Source organism: Myxococcus sp. MISCRS1 (genome assembly GCF_026626605.1).
Classification (GTDB): domain Bacteria; phylum Myxococcota; class Myxococcia; order Myxococcales; family Myxococcaceae; genus Myxococcus; species Myxococcus fulvus.
The window spans coordinates 3,971,601-3,987,982 of sequence record NZ_JAPNKB010000001.1 but is presented as its reverse complement, the minus strand read 5'-3'; the positions used below and the strand labels follow the sequence as shown (position 1 = coordinate 3,987,982).

Genomic DNA, 16,382 nt, shown 5'->3' with positions numbered 1-16,382 from the left:
TTCTTGCATACTAGGAGACAGTCGCCCCCGACTCCCCCTCCACGGAGGTTCCCCGTGCTCCGCGAGCGTTGCCTTGCCATCCTGGCCGGCGCCGCCTTGTTCCTGGCCCTGCCAGCCTCCGCCGACGAGGCCGCCGTCTGCGCGCCCGTCGCGAAGGTCCGCCCCGAAAGACACCTGCGGCAACTGACGCTCGACCTGCTCGGCCGGCCTCCCACCTGGGACGAGTACAAGGCCGTGCAGGAGAAGGGCGCCGTCACGCAGGAGGACATCCGGAAGATGATGGACAGCGAGGGCTTCTACACTCGCATCCGCAACTTCCACCGCGCGTTGATCCGCTCGAACATCAGCGGCAGCGTCAACAACAACGGCAACTCGCGCCTGGGCGGCAACGGCACCACCACCGCCTTCGGCTTCGCGAACAACCCGTCCACGGCGCTGCGCGGTGTGAACGGGCAGTCGTGCAACTCCGACATCGAGCAGAGCGCGTGTCTGACCCAGACGCAGGACCCGCACGCCGCCCCGCTGACGGCCGCGACGCGCACCTCCTGCAATGACGCCATGGGCGTGCCCATGCCGGTCAGCTTCGACTACGACACCAACTTCTACCGCTGCACGGACCTGGCGGCGGCGACCGCCAACGCGGTGACGGACTGCTCGCAGCTGACGGCCGCGCCCTCCAGCAACACCTGGGCGAAGTACCGCTACTTCTGTGACAACCGAGGCTCCGGCACGGGCATCAAGCCGTTCCTCTGCCTGCCGGACCCGGCCAAGAACACCACCTCCGCGCTGACGGTGGAGACGAAGGACGCCAACGGCTACGTCATCTCCTTCGACCACCCGAACCCCGACTCCAAGCCCAGCCTGACGACGCTCAAGCGCTGCACGCTGGACCTGAACCTCAACAACAACATCAAGGGCGCGTACGCCCCGGTGCGTGGCTGCATCCAGCGCGAGGGCTTCGTGAACCGGCCCGCCGGCTACTGGGCCCCGGAGGGCGCGCCCGCGACGGTGAAGGTGTGCGCCATCGAGGCGCAGGAGCGCGTGGAGAACCCCTGGACGCGCGAGTCCTGCGAGGCGGCCCGCTTCGCCAATGACCGCAGCTGCGGGTGCGGCGTGGGCATGCGCCGCTGCGAGGTGCCGGCCATCGGCGCCACGACGGACCCCCTGTACGTGCGCAACGTCTACGACTCGCGCGTGGCCGCCTTCAACGAGGAGCCGCTGCGCATCGCCGACTCGGTCATCCGCAACGACGAGCCCTACTACAACATCCTCACCACCCGCCGCTCGTTCGTGAACGGCCCCATGTCGGAGCTGTACCGCCAGCGCCAGGGCGTGGGCGTGTTCAACGTCACCGCGCCCGCGCCGCTGGAGGCCATCCCCGCCGTCGCCTACACGGACTCGGCCACGTGGCAGCCCTACACGCGCGATGAGTCGCACTCCGGCATCCTGACGACGCCCGCGTTCCTGTACCGCTTCCCCACGCACCGCGCCCGCGTGTCGGAGTTCTACGAGGCCTTCCTCTGCAAGACCTTCGTGCCCGCCTCGGACGGCAACCTGCCGGCGCCCGAGGACGCGTGCAACCGCGAGAACAACCTGGCCAAGCGCTGCGGCTGCAACTACTGCCACGCCACCATCGAGCCCACCGGCGCCCACTGGGGCCGCTACGGCGAGCGCACCGCGCAGTTCCTCTCCCCGGACCAGTTCCCGCGGCTGGACCCGAAGTGCCGCGACTGCGCCATCGCCGGCGACACCAACTGCGGCGGCGAGTGCTCGCAGTACGTGATGCAGGCCTACGACGGCGACGGCGCCAGCAGCCTGGGCATGCTCAAGACGTACCTGTACCGCACCGCGGACGAGGAGCAGAACATCGAGGCGGGCCCGCGCCTGCTGGTGGAGCGGATGTTCCAGTCGGGTGAGCTGGAGCGCTGCACGGTGAAGCGCGTGTGGAACGAGTTCCTGGGCCGGCCGATGTCGGCGGAGGAGCAGCGGATGTACCTGGCGCCGCTGGCCAGCGAGTTCGCGAAGAATGGCCACCGCTTCAAGGCGCTCATCGAGCGCGTGGTGACGACCGACGCCTACCGGAGGATCGACTGATGCGCCGCTGGCTCCTGACCGCCGCGCTGCTCGCGCTGAGCGCGGGCTGCACCAAGTCCCCCGACGAGAAGTCCGGTCCCACCGAGGACGGGACGCTCGAGCCCATCGCCAACCCCCACCAGCCCGGGGACTTCGACCCGCTGCCGGACCCGGAGGCCCAGGGCGGCAGCGTGGGCCGCGCCCCGCGCCGGCTCACCGTCGCCCAGCTGGACGCCGCCATCCTGGAGGCCGTGGGCCGCCGCTGGGTGAACGGCGGAGACGGCATCGACGCGCGCGCCTCGTCGCTGGGCCGCGCCGACTACGCGCTCGTCAACAGCGAGAACACCGAGCCCAACCTGGTGTTCGCCAAGTTCCTGGAGGACGGCGCGCGCTTCGTGTGCATCGGCCAGGCGAACGACGAGCTGAAGCTGGCGGACGCCTCCAAGCGCACGCTGTCGCGCACGCTGCCCGACGTCTGGGGGGACTTGCGCAAGCTGACGGACGCCCAGGTGCGTGAGTTCCTCGTCTACAACTCCCTGCGCTTCTGGGGCGCGCCCCTGGAGGGCGAGGAGCTGGACAAGTGGGCCACGTTCTTCACCCAGGCCGCGGCCCGGGCGGAGACGGCCAAGCGGCGCTCGGACGTGCTGGCGGTGATGTGCATCGCCATGCTGACCGACACGCGGTTCATCACCTACTGAAGCGCGGAGTGACTTCGATGAAGAAGAATCGCCTCGACGAGAACCACCGTCCCGAGCGCCGCACCTTCCTCAAGGCCGCCGCCGGCTTCATGGGCTCCACCCTGCTGGGCGGACTGCCCTTCCGCTCCTTCGCCCAGGCCGCCGCGCTGGCCCCGGCGGACCGCTGCTTCGTCTTCGTGTACTTCAACGGCGGCTGGGACCAGCTGCTCGCCTTCGACCCGAAGGACCCGGAGGAGTTCACCGCGGACCGCGCCGCGGAGACGCGCATCCTCCCCGGCTACAACCTCATCAACGACTCGCGCTTCTCCTCCATCCCCCTGCGGCCGGACATCGCCGGCAAGGGCCGCTCGAACATCGACTTCGGGCCGGCGGTGGGGCGGCTGGCGGACCACTACGATTTGATGACGGTGGTGCGCGGCATCAACATGAACACGCTGGGCCACGAGGTGGGCTACCGCTACTTCCTCACCGGGAAGATGCCCATCGGCAGCGCGGCGCGCGGCTCCTCCACCGCGACGGAAATCGTGGGGCAGATGAAGCCCCGCGTGCCCATCTCCAACATCGCGTTCAACGTGGAGTCGTACAACGACCGCTACCCCGGCTACGCCAACGCGCTGCGCGTCAGCCGCAAGGACGACCTGCTACTCACGCTCAAGCCCAGCTCGCAGCTGCTGGACAGCGAAATCGAGAAGCAGCTGGTGGACTTCCGGGGCCAGCCCATCAACTGCGAGCAGGCCGCCTACGGCGCGCGCGGCGTGGGCACCACGTACCAGAACAGCCGCGACCAGATGCAGCAGGTGATGACGCAGCAGCTGGAGTCGTCGTTCCGCTTCGAGCTGAACAACGACGACATGGCCGCGGTGCGCCAGCGCTACGGCCTGGACCAGAGCGGCCGCTACGACAACGAGGCGGGCCGCGCCGCCATGGTGGGCACCGCGCTCAAGAAGGGCATCGCCCAGTGCGTCACCATCAACCTCACCGGCGGCCTGGACACGCACTTCGGCACCCAGCTCACCCACGCGAGCAACCAGCGCCGCGGCTTCGACGCGCTGGCCAGCCTGGTGGATGACCTGCGCGCGTCCCAGCACCCCTCGGGCGGGACGTTCATGGACCACACCACCATCATGGTGTTCTCCGAGTTCTCCCGCACGCCGCTCATCAACAGCTCCGGCGGCCGCGACCACCACATCTCGAACTCGTGCATGGTCATGGGCGCCGGCGTGAAGCACAACTACGTCTTCGGCAAGAGCGGCGACATCGGCATGGCCCCGGGCACGTTCGACTTGCGCACCGGCGCCGCCAACCCCAACGGCGAGAACATCCTGCCCGAGCACGTCATCGCCACGGTGCTGGCCTCGGCGGGCCTGGACTACAGCATCACCCGTGTGGAGCCCCTCCGTCCCATCCTCGCCTGAAAGCCGCATGCGCACCCATCCCCGAGCCCCCCGGGACCTGGCCCAGGGGCGGTCCTCCGCCCCCGGCCTCCTTCGCCTCCTCCCTCTCTGCGCCGCCGTCCTCGTCGCCGCGTGCGGCGAGGACTCACTCCCGCTGGACAGGCCCCGGCCCGTCTCGTTCCGGCCCACCGAGGTCCGGGCGAAGACGGCGTTGGCGTCCGCCCCGGGCTTCGCGGACCAGTCCGGTGGCGGCATCTTCGCCAACACCAGCGGCAAGGTGGTGCGCCTGCGGCTGGACGGCTCGCTCGGCGCGCTGGAGCCCCACCCGGGCAACAGCGCCCAGCCGGGCACGGTGAACGCCGTGTTCCGGATGGGGCCGCACAGCGCGCTCGTCGAGGCGCAGAACGGCCTGTTCCTCGCCGAGTCCGGCTGGCTCATCTCCCCGCCGTGGCGTGACGCGCTGGGGCTGGGCATCAGCGCGACGACGCAGGCCGCCGACGGCGCGGTGTGGCTGGCGCATCCGGCGGGTCTGTTCCAGCTGCGCGACGGCACGCTGTCCGCCCTGAAGGTGAAGGGCGAGGCGCTCACCGGCATCACCGCGCTGGCGGCGGCGCCGACGGCGGAGGGCTCGGCGGGCGTGTGGTTCCTGCGCGGCGGCAAGCTGTACGTCGCCGTGGCCACCAGCCTGGTGCACTTCGACGTGCGCGAGGAGGGGGCGCCGCTGGCGGAGGGTGAAGAGGTGCAGTCGCTCGCCGGCCTGGGGCCGGGGCTGGGCACGGCGGGTGAGCTGTGGCTGCTCACCAGCCAGGGCCTCCTGCGCCGCCCGAAGGAGGGCTGGCGTCGGGTGACGCTGCCGCAGCGGCCCGCGCAGCTGCTCGCGTCGGGGCGCTTCTTGTGGGTGAAGTCGAGCGACGCGCTGCTGCTGTACGACGCGGACGCGAACGAGTGGGGCCTGGCGCAGGGCATCGACACGCGCGAGTTCCGCTTCCTGTCCGCGGACGAGAGCGGCTGCGCGTGGGTGCAGCTGGGCGGCGAGACGGTGGCGGTGAGCAGGTCCCCCGCGCCGCGCGTGACGGGGCTGCACCAGGGCATGCAGGTGGTGGAGGACGGCCTGGTGGTGCGCGCGGTGATGCCCGCGGGCGTGGACCCGGAGGAGGTCGTCTTCCAGCTCGGCGGCGCGGAGTTCCGCGCGCAGGGCGAGGGCCCCGTGTACAGCCTGGGGGGCACCGAGGACGACGGCACGCCCAAGGCGTACTCGTTCGCGGGCCTGCCCGCCGGCCGTCTGGCCCTGGGCGTGGTGGCGCGCTTCCTGGATGGCACCGAGGCGAAGCGGCTGGTGCCCTTCGACTACCAGCCGGTGAGCACCGCGGTGCTGAGCTGGGCGACGGACATCCAGCCCATCCACGTGTCGCGCTGCGAGAAGTGCCACATCACCGGCCCCGGCCGGGCGCTCAACACGTACGAGCTGTGGAAGGAGAACGCGGCGCTGATCACCGCCGCGGTGAGAGACCAGCGCATGCCCGCCGACGGGCCGCTGGACCCGCAGCTCATCTCCCTCATCCAGCGCTGGGCCGCGTCCGGCGCGAAGCCCTAGTCGTCCCGCCTTACCCCCCGAGGCACCCCCATGATTCGATTCCCTCGCGCGGCCCCGCTGCTCGCGCTCCTCGTGACGGCCTGCTCCGACGACCTGGACCCCGCGCGTGAGAACGAGCCGCCTCCGGAGGTGGACCGGTGCACGGGGCTGTCGCCCGTGAGCCTCCGCGCCGAGCCCTCGCGGGTGCGCGTGGGGGCCCCCGTGGCGCTGGTGGCCACCGGCGGCAGCGGCCAGTACCGCTACACGCTGCAGGACGGAGGCTCGTCGGGTGAGCTGCGCGGCAACCGCTTCATCGCGGGGCACACGCCGGGCAGCGACACGCTGGTGGTGGAGGACGCGCGCTGTCCCGGTGACGCGCGCGCCACGGTGGACGTCATCGCCGCGTTCGACATCGCGCCCGGGCGCGCGGACGTGCGCCCGGGCGTGTCCTTCCAGGTGGCGACGCAGGGCCTGCTGGGCACGGCCACCTACAGCCTGAAGCAGAACCGCTCTGGCGCCACGCTGACGCCGGAGGGCCGCTACACCGCGGGCGCGAACGAGGGCCTGGACCTGGTCTCCGTGCGCGACTCGCAGACGGGCGACGAGGTGGAGCTGCAGTACACCGTGAGCAGGACGGCGCGGCTGGCCGGCGCGCCCGCGTACCTGGCGGTGCCCTCGGGCTCGTCCGTGCCGCTGTTCACGCGGGGCGGCAGTGACAGGGTGGTGTGGAGCAAGGTGTCCGGGCCGGGGACGCTCGCGGCCGGGCGCATCGGCTTCCTCTCGGGCGACACGGGCGCGGCGCTGCTGGAGGCCTCCGACCCGTTCACCGGTGACAAGGCGTCCGTCACGGTGGTGGTGCTGGACGAGCTGACGCGGCCGGGCCTGGCGCACGGACGGCTCACCGACGCGGCCACGATGGTGACGGCGGACTTCGACGGCGACGGCGTGCTGGACCTCGCCGTGGGCCAGCGTGAGAGTGACCTGGGCCGGCCCACCGGCGGCGCCGTCTTCATCTACAAGGGCGGCAACGGCGGGTTGGACCCGCAGCCCTTGTGGGTGCTGACGGGCGACACGGACACGGCGCAGTTTGGTGACGCGCTGGCCGCGGGTGATTTGGACGGCGACGGGCGCGCGGAGCTGGTGGTGTCCTCGCCGGGCGCGGACGTGGCGGTGAGCAACGCGGGCGCGGTGTACCTCTACACCTTCAAGGGCGGAGCCCCGGCGCCGCTGCGCCTGCAACTGGCGGGGCTGCTGCGCGACGCGGCCTTCGGCGCGGGCATGGCCGTGGCGGACATGGATGGGGACGGCAAGGTGGACCTGGTGGTGGGCTCGCCCGTCGGAGACCTGGCGCCCACCAACGCCATCCGCGCGCGTGGCACCGTGGACATCTACCTCTCCTCGGCGAGCGCCCCGGTGCCGGACCTGCCCTCGATTCGCCTGGGGGGCTCGGACCTGACGAAGGACGGAGCGCCCATGGCGCGCACGGGCTCGGACATGGGCCGCGCGCTGGTGACGGCGGACTTCAACAAGGACGGGCGGCTGGACCTCGCCGCGCTGAGCAAGGTGTCTCGCTACAACGCGGAGGGCGCGGTCTCCGGCACGCAGGTGGCCATCTCCGTCTTCTTCGCGCGCTCGGAGGGCATCCGCTTCCGGGCGACCCCGGACGTGTACGTGCTGCCCGCCAACCTCGCGGACTCGAACGAGGGCACGTGGCGGCTGGGCGCCATCCCCGGTGATGACACGCGCCCGCCGTTGCTGATGGCGGTGGCGGACCGCGCGGACTCGCCGGACCTGAGCGCCAGCGGCGGCAACCGCGCGGCCAGCGACGCGGGTGGCGCGCTGCTGTTCGACCTGAGCACCCACGCGCCCACCGGAGACCCCGCGGCCACGCCGCCGCAGGTGAAGCGCGAGGAGGCCTTCGCGCGCATCTACGGCGAGTCGGGCGGCATCGTCGCGGGACGCAGCTTCGCGGTGCTCGACGTGGACGGCGTGCCGGGGCCGGAGCTGCTCCTGGGCGCCCCCTACGCACAGCCCGGCACGGGCGCCACCGCGCTGCGCTTCGGCGGCAAGGTGCTGGCGTACCCGCTGGCCACGCTGACGAAGGGCGCGGTCATCAACAAGCCGCTGCTGTCGCTCAACGGCACGGCCCGGTCCGACACGCTGGGCGCGGGCCTGGCGGTGTGGAAGTTGCCGGAGGGGGACTCGCTGGCGGCCTTCGCAGGACGCGCGTCGTCGGAGGCGGGCGCGTACACCGGCCGCGTGGAGCTGTTCCGCCGGGGTGGCGCGTCGCTGACGGAGTGGGCGCGCACGCATTCCTATGTCCCCGCGCGGCCCAGCGTGGAGCGCGTGGGTGAGCAGGTGGCGGTGACGACGGGCGCCTCGGGCGCGCTGGCGCTCCTGGGCGCGCCGGGGTGGTCCGGCGCGGGCGCCAATGGAGATGGTGACGCGCTCTCCATCGGCCGCGCGTACGTGCGTCCGGTGGCGCGTACGGGGGATGCGACGGTGGCCGCGGAGGGCGCGCCGTCCCCGCATACGGCGGGCCGCTCGGTGGGCGCGGACGTGGCCTTCACCGACTTCAACAAGGATGGCCGCCCGGACCTGGTGGTGGGCGCCACGGGCCTCATCGTCCCGGCGAGCACCAGCGCGGAGCACGCGGCGCAGTACCACACGACGCGCGCCGAGTGCCTCACCACGGGCAGCCAGTCCGTGGGCGGCGTGCTGGTGTCGCTCGGGCAGGCGGACGGCAGCTACAAGCCCGCGTACCGCATGTGGGCGCCGCTGCAGATTGCCGGCTGCACGCCGGAGACGGACGCGAAGTGCAAGCGCTCGGCGCTGGGGCGTGGGCTGGTGGGCGGCTTCGACTTCAACAACGACGGGTTCCAGGACGTGGGCGTGCTGCGCGACCGCGGCATGGAGGTGTTCCTGGGCCGCGCGCCGGACGACGCCGGGCTGAGCAAGCTCACCATGGTCTGCGACCCCGTCTACACCTGGCCCTCCATGGCGCTGCAGACCAGCGCGCTCACGTCGCTGGGCGACATCGACGGCGACACGTGTGACGACCTGGCGTGGCGCTACGCGGAGGGCACCCGCTCGGGCGTGGCCATCCTCCTGGGCTACGGCGCGAAGTGCTCGCGCACCACGGCCACGGTGTGGCGCATCGCCGCGGACAGCGAGGTGCAGCTCAACAACCAGGGCCTGGGGCTCGCCATCGCTCGCGCGGGCAAGGTCCTGGGCAACGCGGGCGGTGGTGGAGACGCGCGCGACTTCCTGGCCATCAGCGCCACGTCCGTGCCCTTCAACGGCACCACCCAGCCGGTGGTGCTGCTCGTCGACATCGCCACGCTCCGGGCGGAGATGGCCAAGCCCGAGCACGTGGCCTCGGGCGTGGTGGGCCTCTTCGGTGACGGGCTCAGCCCCATCGTCCTGGTGCACAAGTCGCGCGCGGTGGGCTTCGGCACGTCGCTGGCGGGCAACGTGGACCTGTCGGGCGACAAGGTGCCGGACCTCGTCGTGGGCGCGCCGGGCGCCTCCGAGGCCTCGGATGGCGGCGGCGCCGTGTTCATCTACGCGGGCGGCCCCGGCATGCAGGGCGCGCTGTCGCCCTTCCTCCTCGTCGCCGGGGATGGCTCCGAGCGAAGCCAGATTGGTCAGGATGTCGCGCTGACGCCGGGTAACCAGACTACGCCGCCCACGCTGGTCATCGGCGCGCCGCGCAGCTTCCGGACGGGCACGCAGAACGGGACGGCGTTCTCGCTGCCGCTGCGCTTCTAGCGGCGGGCCAGTGGGAAGCGGAGGCCGTCGGTCCTATCCTGGGCCCGGCCTCTTCGCGGGAGTCGCATGGCAAGGGATTGGGAGCAGGAGTGGAGCCACGGCGCGCAGCGTGCGTGGTTGGAAGCGCCGGACATCCTGTGGGCGCGCTTCCGGGGCGCCATCACCGAGGACACGTCGCGCTGGTCCTGTGGCCTGTACCAGTCGCTGTCCGCCGAGGGGCGCTTCTACCTGGCGGCGGACATCGCCGACTCGCAGCTGAGCCCGGAGTCGCGCCGCTACCTGGTGGAGCACGCGAAGGCGGACTGGTTCCTGGGCATTGTCTACGTGGGCGCGGCGCTGGAGCAGAAGGCCACCACCAAGAGCCTGATGGTGGGCTCCATGCTCACCGGTGGGCGTCCGCTGGACGTGCGCTACGTGGACACGCTCGACGAGGCGCGCGCGTGGATTCAGGAGCACCGTGCGCTGAACGCGTCGCGGTGAGCGAGTGCCCTCAGCCCCGGGCCTGTTCGTCGGGCCGGGGCGGGGACTGCTGGGGCAGCGCGTTGGCCAGGGCCGCGCTCCCGAGGATGAGCGAGCCGCCCACGACGAGCGACAGCGTGAGCGGCTCGCCGAGGAACGCGACGCCCAGCACCACCGCCACCAGCGTGTCGAGCAGCGCCATGATACCCAGCGCGGTGAGGGAGATGCGCGGCAGGAGCCAGTAGAGGCACAGGTAGGTGAACGCGGTGCCGAAGATGGCCAGGTAGAGCACCGCAACCACGGCGCGCGGTGTCCACGTCACGGCGGCGTTCGACTCCAGCAGGAACGAGAGCGCGAGCAGGGGCGCGGCGCTGCTGAGCGCCTGTCCGAAGACGAGCACGCGCGGAGGCACGTGCGCCATGTGGCGACGGACGAGCACGTTGGCCACGGCGATGAGGACCACGGACAAGAGCGTCATCCCCACGCCCAGCAGCATCTTGCCGGACAGCGCCATCCCCTGGATGTCGGAGGACTGGAGCAGCACCACGCCCGCCACGCCCAGGCCCGCGGCCAGGAGCTTGCCGGGGGTGAGGGGTTGGTCCGGCAGGAGGATGCGGCCGACGAACAGCAGCCACACGGGGAAGGTGGAGAACAGGAGTGCGGCCCAGCTGGACGGAATCCACTGCTGCGCGAAGAAGAGCAGGGTGAAGGGCGCCGCGAGCTGGAGCATGCCCAGCGCGGCGATGCGTCCTCCGGTGCGCGGGTCCACCTGTCCCGCGGCGCGGGCGAAGGGCAGCAGGACGAGCCCCGCCACCAGCATGCGCGTGCCGAGGAAGCGCAAGGGGGGCAGGTCCTCCAGGCCCACCTTCACCACGGACCAGGTGGAGCCCCAGAGCAGGAAGCAGGTGCAGTAGGCGAGGGCGACCTTCAGACGGCTCGCGGGCTTCACGGGGCCGGAGGCGACAGCGGAGTCCATGGTGGCGTCGCCCCATAACACCCGCCCCGACGTCATGCACGGTGTGTCGCGAGGGGAAGCGGCGAGCAGCCAGGCGTGTCAGTCCGGCAGCCGCTGCGGATGCTTCAACGCGGGAGCGAACAGGTCTCCCACCTGGTCCAGGCGCTTCTCGAGCGTGCGGAGGTTGAAGCGCGCGGGGTCGAGGCGCCGGGTGACCTCGCTCCACTTCAGGGGCGCGGAGAAGGGCGCGCCCTCCTTGGCCCGGAGGGAGTAGGGCGCGACGACCGTCTTGCCGCGCGCGTTCTGTCCCGCGTCCAGGTAGAGCCGGCCCTTGCGCGCGCGGATGCCGCGCACCGTGGTGGCCAGCTCACCCAGTCGCGCTTCCAGTGCATGGGCCAGCGCGTCCGCGTGCGCCTGGACCTTCGCGTACGTGTGTCCGGGGGCCAGGGGAATCATGACGTGCAGGCCGCGCTTGCCGGAGGTCTTGGGGTAGCTGTCGAGGCCCTGCTCCTCGAGCAGTCCGCGCAGCGCGAGCGCCACCGTCACCACGTCGGACCAGCCGCCCTTGCCCGGGTCCAGGTCCATGGCCAGGAAGTCGGGCTGCGAGAGCCTGGGCGCGCGGCTCAGCCACATGTGGAGCGTGAGCGCGGATTGGTTGGCGAGCCACAGCAGGGGCTCCTCGCCGTTCACGTTCACGTGGCGCAGCGTCTTGTCCAGGTGGCGCACGCGCTGGGTGGGCACCCACGCGGGGATGCCTGACAGCTCGTGTCGGAAGAAGCCCGGCGCCTGGATTCCCGCGGGCCACTGCTGCACGGAGATGGGGCGGTCCTCGAGGACGGGGACCATCAGGGGCGCGACCGCCCGGTAGTACTCGAAGACATCCGCCTTCGTCAGGCCGGCCTCCGGGAAGAGCACGCGGTCCCCGTGCGTCAGCGTGGCGTGCCCGTCGCGCGATGTGGGCGGGGAGGTGCGCGCGGCCTGGGCGCGCGGTGCGCTGAGCGAGCCCGTCGAGTGACGTTGTCGTGAGCCGCCGGCGGAGGCCGTGCGCCGCGAAGCGCCACGCACGGGCGCGGCGGCGCGGCGCTGTCTGGTGCCAGCCGCCGTGGAGGTCTCATCCGAGGTCTTCCGTGCCCCTCGCGAGGCAGGCGCGGGACGCTCACGGACCACCTCCGTCGGAGCCTTGTCGATGCGCAGCCCCTGGTACACGGGTTGGCGCAGCCGTCCGTCCTCGGTCCACTCGCTGAAGTTCACCTGCGCCACGTGCCGGGGCTTCACCCACACCGCGCCCTTGCGCGGCTTCGCGTCCACGGCCGCGGGCTTGCGCACCACGTCCTCGTCGAGCAGCCGCCGCAGCTCGCGCCGGTCCTTCGACGTGAAGCCCGTGCCGACCTTGCCCACGTCGTGGAAGCCGTCCTCGCGATGCACCCCGACGAGCAGCGCGCCGAGCTCCGTCCTGGAGCGCTCGTTCTGGATGGGCAGGTACCCGAGGATGACCACCTCCTGTCCCGCCACCACCTTGAGCTTGAGCCAGTCGCCCGAGCGCGTGTCCACGTACGTGGAGCCTCGCCGCTTCGCGATGAGCCCCTCCCAGCCCTTCCTGCGCGCCTGGTCCAGCGCGCGCTTCATCGGAAGCTCGATGCGCTCCGAGAGCTGAAGCGGGAGCTGCGCGTGCTTCATCACCCGCTCCAACCGCGCCCGTCGCTCCTCCAGCGGCAGGCCGCGCAGGTCCTCACCGTCGAGCCACGGGATGTCGAACACCACGAAGCGCTGCTCCACGCCCTCCAAGCCCTGCTGGAGCAGTTGGAAGCGCGAGCGGCCCTTCGCATCCAGCGCGACGATTTCGCCGTCCAGCACCACGTCCTTCACGCGCAGCCCGCGCAGGGCCTCGGCGAGCGCGGGGAAGCGCTTCGACAGGTCATTGCCCCGCCGGCTCCGCAGCGCGAGCTTGCCGCCCACGAGCGCCGCCAGCGCGCGGAAGCCGTCGTACTTCACCTCGTAGACGTGCGTCGCGTCGGTGACCTCCTCCGGCACCGACAGTCGCGCCAGCATGGGCGCGCCCAATAGCTCCAGCAGCTTCGCCGGCGTGCGAGGTGTCGCCAGCGCACGAGGCTTGCGCTGCTTCGTGGACGTGGTCGCGACCTCCCGCGCGCGCGACGCGGGCCGCTTCCTCGCGCCCCGCTTCACCGGGCCCCGCGTCTGGACCTGTCCGCTCTTCACCGACTCGGGCCGCTCCGTGGTGATGTCGAGCGAGGGGTCCGCCGTCTCGTCGTTCGCCTTGAAGAGCAGCCACTGCGGCTTCTTCGCGCTCCCCCGGAGCCGGGTGCGGATGAGGTGCCAGCGCCCCCGCAGCTTCTCGCCCCGCAGCTCGACGTGGAGCCGCCCGTGCTCGCGCTGCGCGTGGGCCTGTCCCGGAGGGACCGTGTCGAACGTGCCCCGGTCCCAGAGCAGGGAGTCCCCACCGCCGTAGGCATCGTCGGGGATGTGTCCCTCGAAGTCGGCGTACGCGAGGGGATGGTCCTCGGTCTCCACCGCGAGCCGCTTGTCACCCGGGTCATGGCTGGGCCCCTTGGGCACGGCCCAGCTCGCCAGCGCGCCATCGACCTGCAGGCGCAAGTCGTAGTGGAGGCTGGTGGCATCGTGCTTGTGCACCACGAAGACAGGCGCGCCGTCCGAGGAGGCCGGCGCCTCCGGAGCGGGCTCGGGGGTGCGGCGGAAGTCCCGCTTGCGGCGGTAGGTCTGGAGTCGTGTGCGTGCGCGGTTCACGACTCAACGGTCGGCATCCAGGAAGCCCATCGCAATGTCGACCGCGCCGTCCCGCGTCGAGCGCCCGCGTCACCTGCGTCCGAGCGGACGACCCGACAAGCCCCGGCCATGTCGCCTGGACAGCGGGGTCTCCGTGAGCGTCCGAGGAATGCGCAGCTGTCGCCGTGCCCGCACATGCGCATCTGTACGCGGGAGGCGCTGCATGGGCATCGAGGCGGTGGGGTGGTTCAGTTCCTTCATCTTGTTGCTGACGTTGGGGACGCAGATCCACAAGCAGTGGAAGACCGGCTCCAGTGAGGGCGTCTCGCAGTGGCTCTTCCTGGGGCAGATCACCGCCTCCGTGGGCTTCACCACCTACAGCGTGCTGGTGGGCAACTGGGTCTTCGTGGTGACCAACGCGCTGATTCTGCTGAGCGCCCTGGTCGGCGAGCTCATCGTGCTCAAGCACCGCCGCGCCGAGCGTCGGGGCGCCCGCGGCGAGGGCTCGCTGCCGCTGCGTCCCGCGCATCCCCGCTCCTGAACCCACCTCCAGGCCGCCTGCCCGGTGTCAGAGCGGCCGGGCCGAGGCACCGGGGGACGGGTTGGCTCGTGGGAAGAGGCTTCTCACATTGCTCGCGGTCCCTAGGCTTGGAGGATGTCGACATGGCCGAGAAGTCCGAGGTGGCACGCCTGCGCAGCCTTGCGCAGCTCGACGCGGACGCGGTGGGCGCCTATGACGCGGCGCTCGCGCGCATCCCGGAGCCGCTGGTGCGTGAGCGGCTCGCCGAGTTCCGTGCCGACCACGTGCGCCATGTCCGGGAGCTCAACGGCTTCATCCACCACTTCGGGGGCGCGCCGCTGGACCTGAGGCCCGACTTGAAGGGCGCGGCGATGAAGGGCCTGACGGCCATGTCCAGCCTGATGGGTACCGAGGCCGCGCTGGTGGCGATGCTCGGCAACGAGGAGTACTCGAACCGCTCCTACGACGTGGCCCTGCGCTTCGACTGGAGCCCCGATGTGCGCCTGCTCATCGAGCGACACCGCGAGGACGAGCGCCGTCACATCCTGTGGATCCGCGAGGCCGTCCGGACCCGCCCCTGGGAGAAGGAGCGCGCCCCGCTGCACGAGGGCTCCGAGGTCCAGGCCTGACCCGGGGCCCGCACCTGGGGCGGACTTCCCCCGGGCGATATGCCAGACGTGTGCCGCCGTTCTAGGCTCCCGGACAAGGACTCCCAGGAGGCGGCATGGTGCGCTCCGCAGTCGTCGCGGTGTTGGCAGGTCTGTTCGTCATGGGCTGCGCGGCCCATCGCAGTGATTTGGACTATCCGGACCGGGAGGCCATCTACGACCGGCCGCTCGAGGAGATGTGGCCGGAGGTCCAGGGCTTCTTCACCCGCAACCAACTGCCCTTCCGCGAGGACAAGGGCAGCCGGGTGCTGGAGACGGAGTGGCGCCAGGAGTTCGGCGGCTCGAAGATCTCCGGCTTCTTCCACCGCTACCTGGTGGTGGGCCGGCGCGAGACGCCCACGACGAGCAAGCTTCAAATCTTCCGCATCACCAAGAGCCGGAACAAGACGCTGCAGAACCCGGCCGTGCAGATCGACTGGGGGGTCAGCCGCAACCTGAACGGCGGGGCCGACTCGGAGACGCCCGGCCTGAGCTCGGAGGACTTCGAGGACCGGCTGGCGGAGCCTCGTGGGGAGAACGCCTTCTTCGCCGAGTCCGCGCAGGGCCAGCGCGACATGGTGATGGAGTGGCGGGTGTTCCGCGAGGTGGCGCCGCTCCTGTCGAAGGAAGAGAACGCGCCCAAGCAGGTGCAGGTGGCCAAGGCCCCCAACGCGAAGGAGGCGCCGTCGCAGATGGCGGTGGAGTGCGGCCTGCCCATCATCGGCCTGGGCAAGAAGGCGAAGCCCGGCACGGTGATGCTGCTGGGCGAGATGCACGGCACGCAGGAGGTGCCGCGCTTCGTGGCGCAGATGGCGTGTCAGGCGGTGGTCGCGGGGCTGCCGGTGACGGTGGGACTGGAGCTGCCGCTGGAGAACCAGGGCCGCGTGGACACGTTCCTGGATAGCCCGGGCGGCGAGGACGACTGGCTCAAGCTGATGGAGGCGCCGTTCTGGCGCAGCCCGTACCCGGATGGGCGCGGCAGCGCGGCCGTGGCGAACATGCTCGAGCACCTGCGCCAGCTGCGCTCGCAGGGCCTGGACGTGGATGTCTTCGTGTTCGACCACCCGAAGGCGAACGGGCAGCAGCGTGAGGACGCGATGGCGGCCACGGTGGCGCTCCAGGTGGAGGCGGGACCCAAGCGCTTCCACGTGGTGCTGTCGGGCAACATCCACTCGCGCACGAAGAAGGGCCTGCCGTGGAACAAGGACCACCGGCCCATGGGCTATCTCTTGAAGGAGAAGCTGGACGACGTGGTGGCGCTGGACATGGCGTACGACAGCGGCACGGCGTGGATCTGCTCGGTGGACAGCAAGGGCGTGCGAGACCGCCTGGACTGCGGCGTGCGCGACGCGAAGGGCAAGAACAACGGCGAGCGCTACTTCGTGCACACGTGGGACTCGGCGAACGCGGAGGGTTACCACGGCGTGTTCTACGTGGGCGCGGTGAATGCCTCCGCGCCGGCCATCCGCGTGGGTGACAGCGGCCCTGGCAAGGAGGGCAGCAAGAACCCCTTCACGCCCGAGGCGGGGAAGGTCGCGTCGTCGAGGTAG

At 71.5% G+C, this 16,382-nt stretch carries 11 protein-coding genes; 9 read left to right on the top strand and 2 right to left on the bottom strand.

Annotated elements, in window-relative coordinates; all coding sequences use genetic code 11:
- Nucleotides 1-54 precede the first annotated feature (54 nt).
- The 6 genes from OWM54_RS15440 (at nucleotide 55) to OWM54_RS15415 (ending at nucleotide 9,989) form a co-directional block, all read left to right on the top strand.
- Nucleotides 55-2,094, top strand: a complete 2,040-nt coding sequence (locus tag OWM54_RS15440) for a DUF1585 domain-containing protein (RefSeq protein WP_267697976.1) — start codon at nucleotides 55-57, stop codon at nucleotides 2,092-2,094.
- Nucleotides 2,094-2,771, top strand: coding sequence for a hypothetical protein (locus OWM54_RS15435; RefSeq protein ID WP_141323349.1), 678 nt, complete (start codon nucleotides 2,094-2,096; stop codon nucleotides 2,769-2,771). The genes OWM54_RS15440 and OWM54_RS15435 overlap by 1 nt, the downstream gene beginning before the upstream one ends.
- 17 nt (nucleotides 2,772-2,788) lie before the next feature.
- Nucleotides 2,789-4,186 (top strand): DUF1501 domain-containing protein, encoded by a 1,398-nt coding sequence (locus tag OWM54_RS15430; protein ID WP_223746095.1) that lies wholly within the window; start codon nucleotides 2,789-2,791, stop codon nucleotides 4,184-4,186.
- Between the two features lie 7 nt (nucleotides 4,187-4,193).
- Nucleotides 4,194-5,759 (top strand): hypothetical protein, encoded by a 1,566-nt coding sequence (locus tag OWM54_RS15425; protein WP_267697975.1) that lies wholly within the window; start codon nucleotides 4,194-4,196, stop codon nucleotides 5,757-5,759.
- A 30-nt stretch (nucleotides 5,760-5,789) separates the two neighbouring features.
- Nucleotides 5,790-9,509 (top strand): VCBS repeat-containing protein, encoded by a 3,720-nt coding sequence (locus OWM54_RS15420; RefSeq protein WP_267697974.1) that lies wholly within the window; start codon nucleotides 5,790-5,792, stop codon nucleotides 9,507-9,509.
- A 66-nt stretch (nucleotides 9,510-9,575) separates the two neighbouring features.
- Nucleotides 9,576-9,989, top strand: coding sequence for a hypothetical protein (locus tag OWM54_RS15415; RefSeq protein ID WP_046711169.1), 414 nt, complete (start codon nucleotides 9,576-9,578; stop codon nucleotides 9,987-9,989).
- A gap of 10 nt (nucleotides 9,990-9,999) precedes the next feature.
- On the opposite strand, the gene OWM54_RS15410 is transcribed toward OWM54_RS15415, so the two are convergent.
- Nucleotides 10,000-10,944, bottom strand: a complete 945-nt coding sequence (locus tag OWM54_RS15410; protein WP_267697973.1) for a DMT family transporter — start codon at nucleotides 10,942-10,944, stop codon at nucleotides 10,000-10,002.
- Between the two features lie 78 nt (nucleotides 10,945-11,022).
- Entirely contained in the window at nucleotides 11,023-13,686 is a 2,664-nt protein-coding gene (ligD, locus tag OWM54_RS15405) for a DNA ligase D (protein ID WP_267697972.1), read from the bottom strand.
- A gap of 202 nt (nucleotides 13,687-13,888) precedes the next feature.
- Between ligD and OWM54_RS15400 the strand changes: the two genes are divergently transcribed.
- The 3 genes from OWM54_RS15400 to OWM54_RS15390 all read left to right on the top strand — a co-directional run bounded on the left by OWM54_RS15400 (nucleotide 13,889) and on the right by OWM54_RS15390 (nucleotide 16,382).
- Nucleotides 13,889-14,206 (top strand): PQ-loop domain-containing transporter, encoded by a 318-nt coding sequence (locus tag OWM54_RS15400; RefSeq protein ID WP_141323359.1) that lies wholly within the window; start codon nucleotides 13,889-13,891, stop codon nucleotides 14,204-14,206.
- Between the two features lie 122 nt (nucleotides 14,207-14,328).
- Nucleotides 14,329-14,814, top strand: a complete 486-nt coding sequence (locus OWM54_RS15395; protein ID WP_141323361.1) for a ferritin-like domain-containing protein — start codon at nucleotides 14,329-14,331, stop codon at nucleotides 14,812-14,814.
- A gap of 98 nt (nucleotides 14,815-14,912) precedes the next feature.
- On the top strand, nucleotides 14,913-16,382 hold the full coding sequence (locus tag OWM54_RS15390; protein WP_223746471.1) for a hypothetical protein: 1,470 nt from the start codon (nucleotides 14,913-14,915) through the stop codon (nucleotides 16,380-16,382).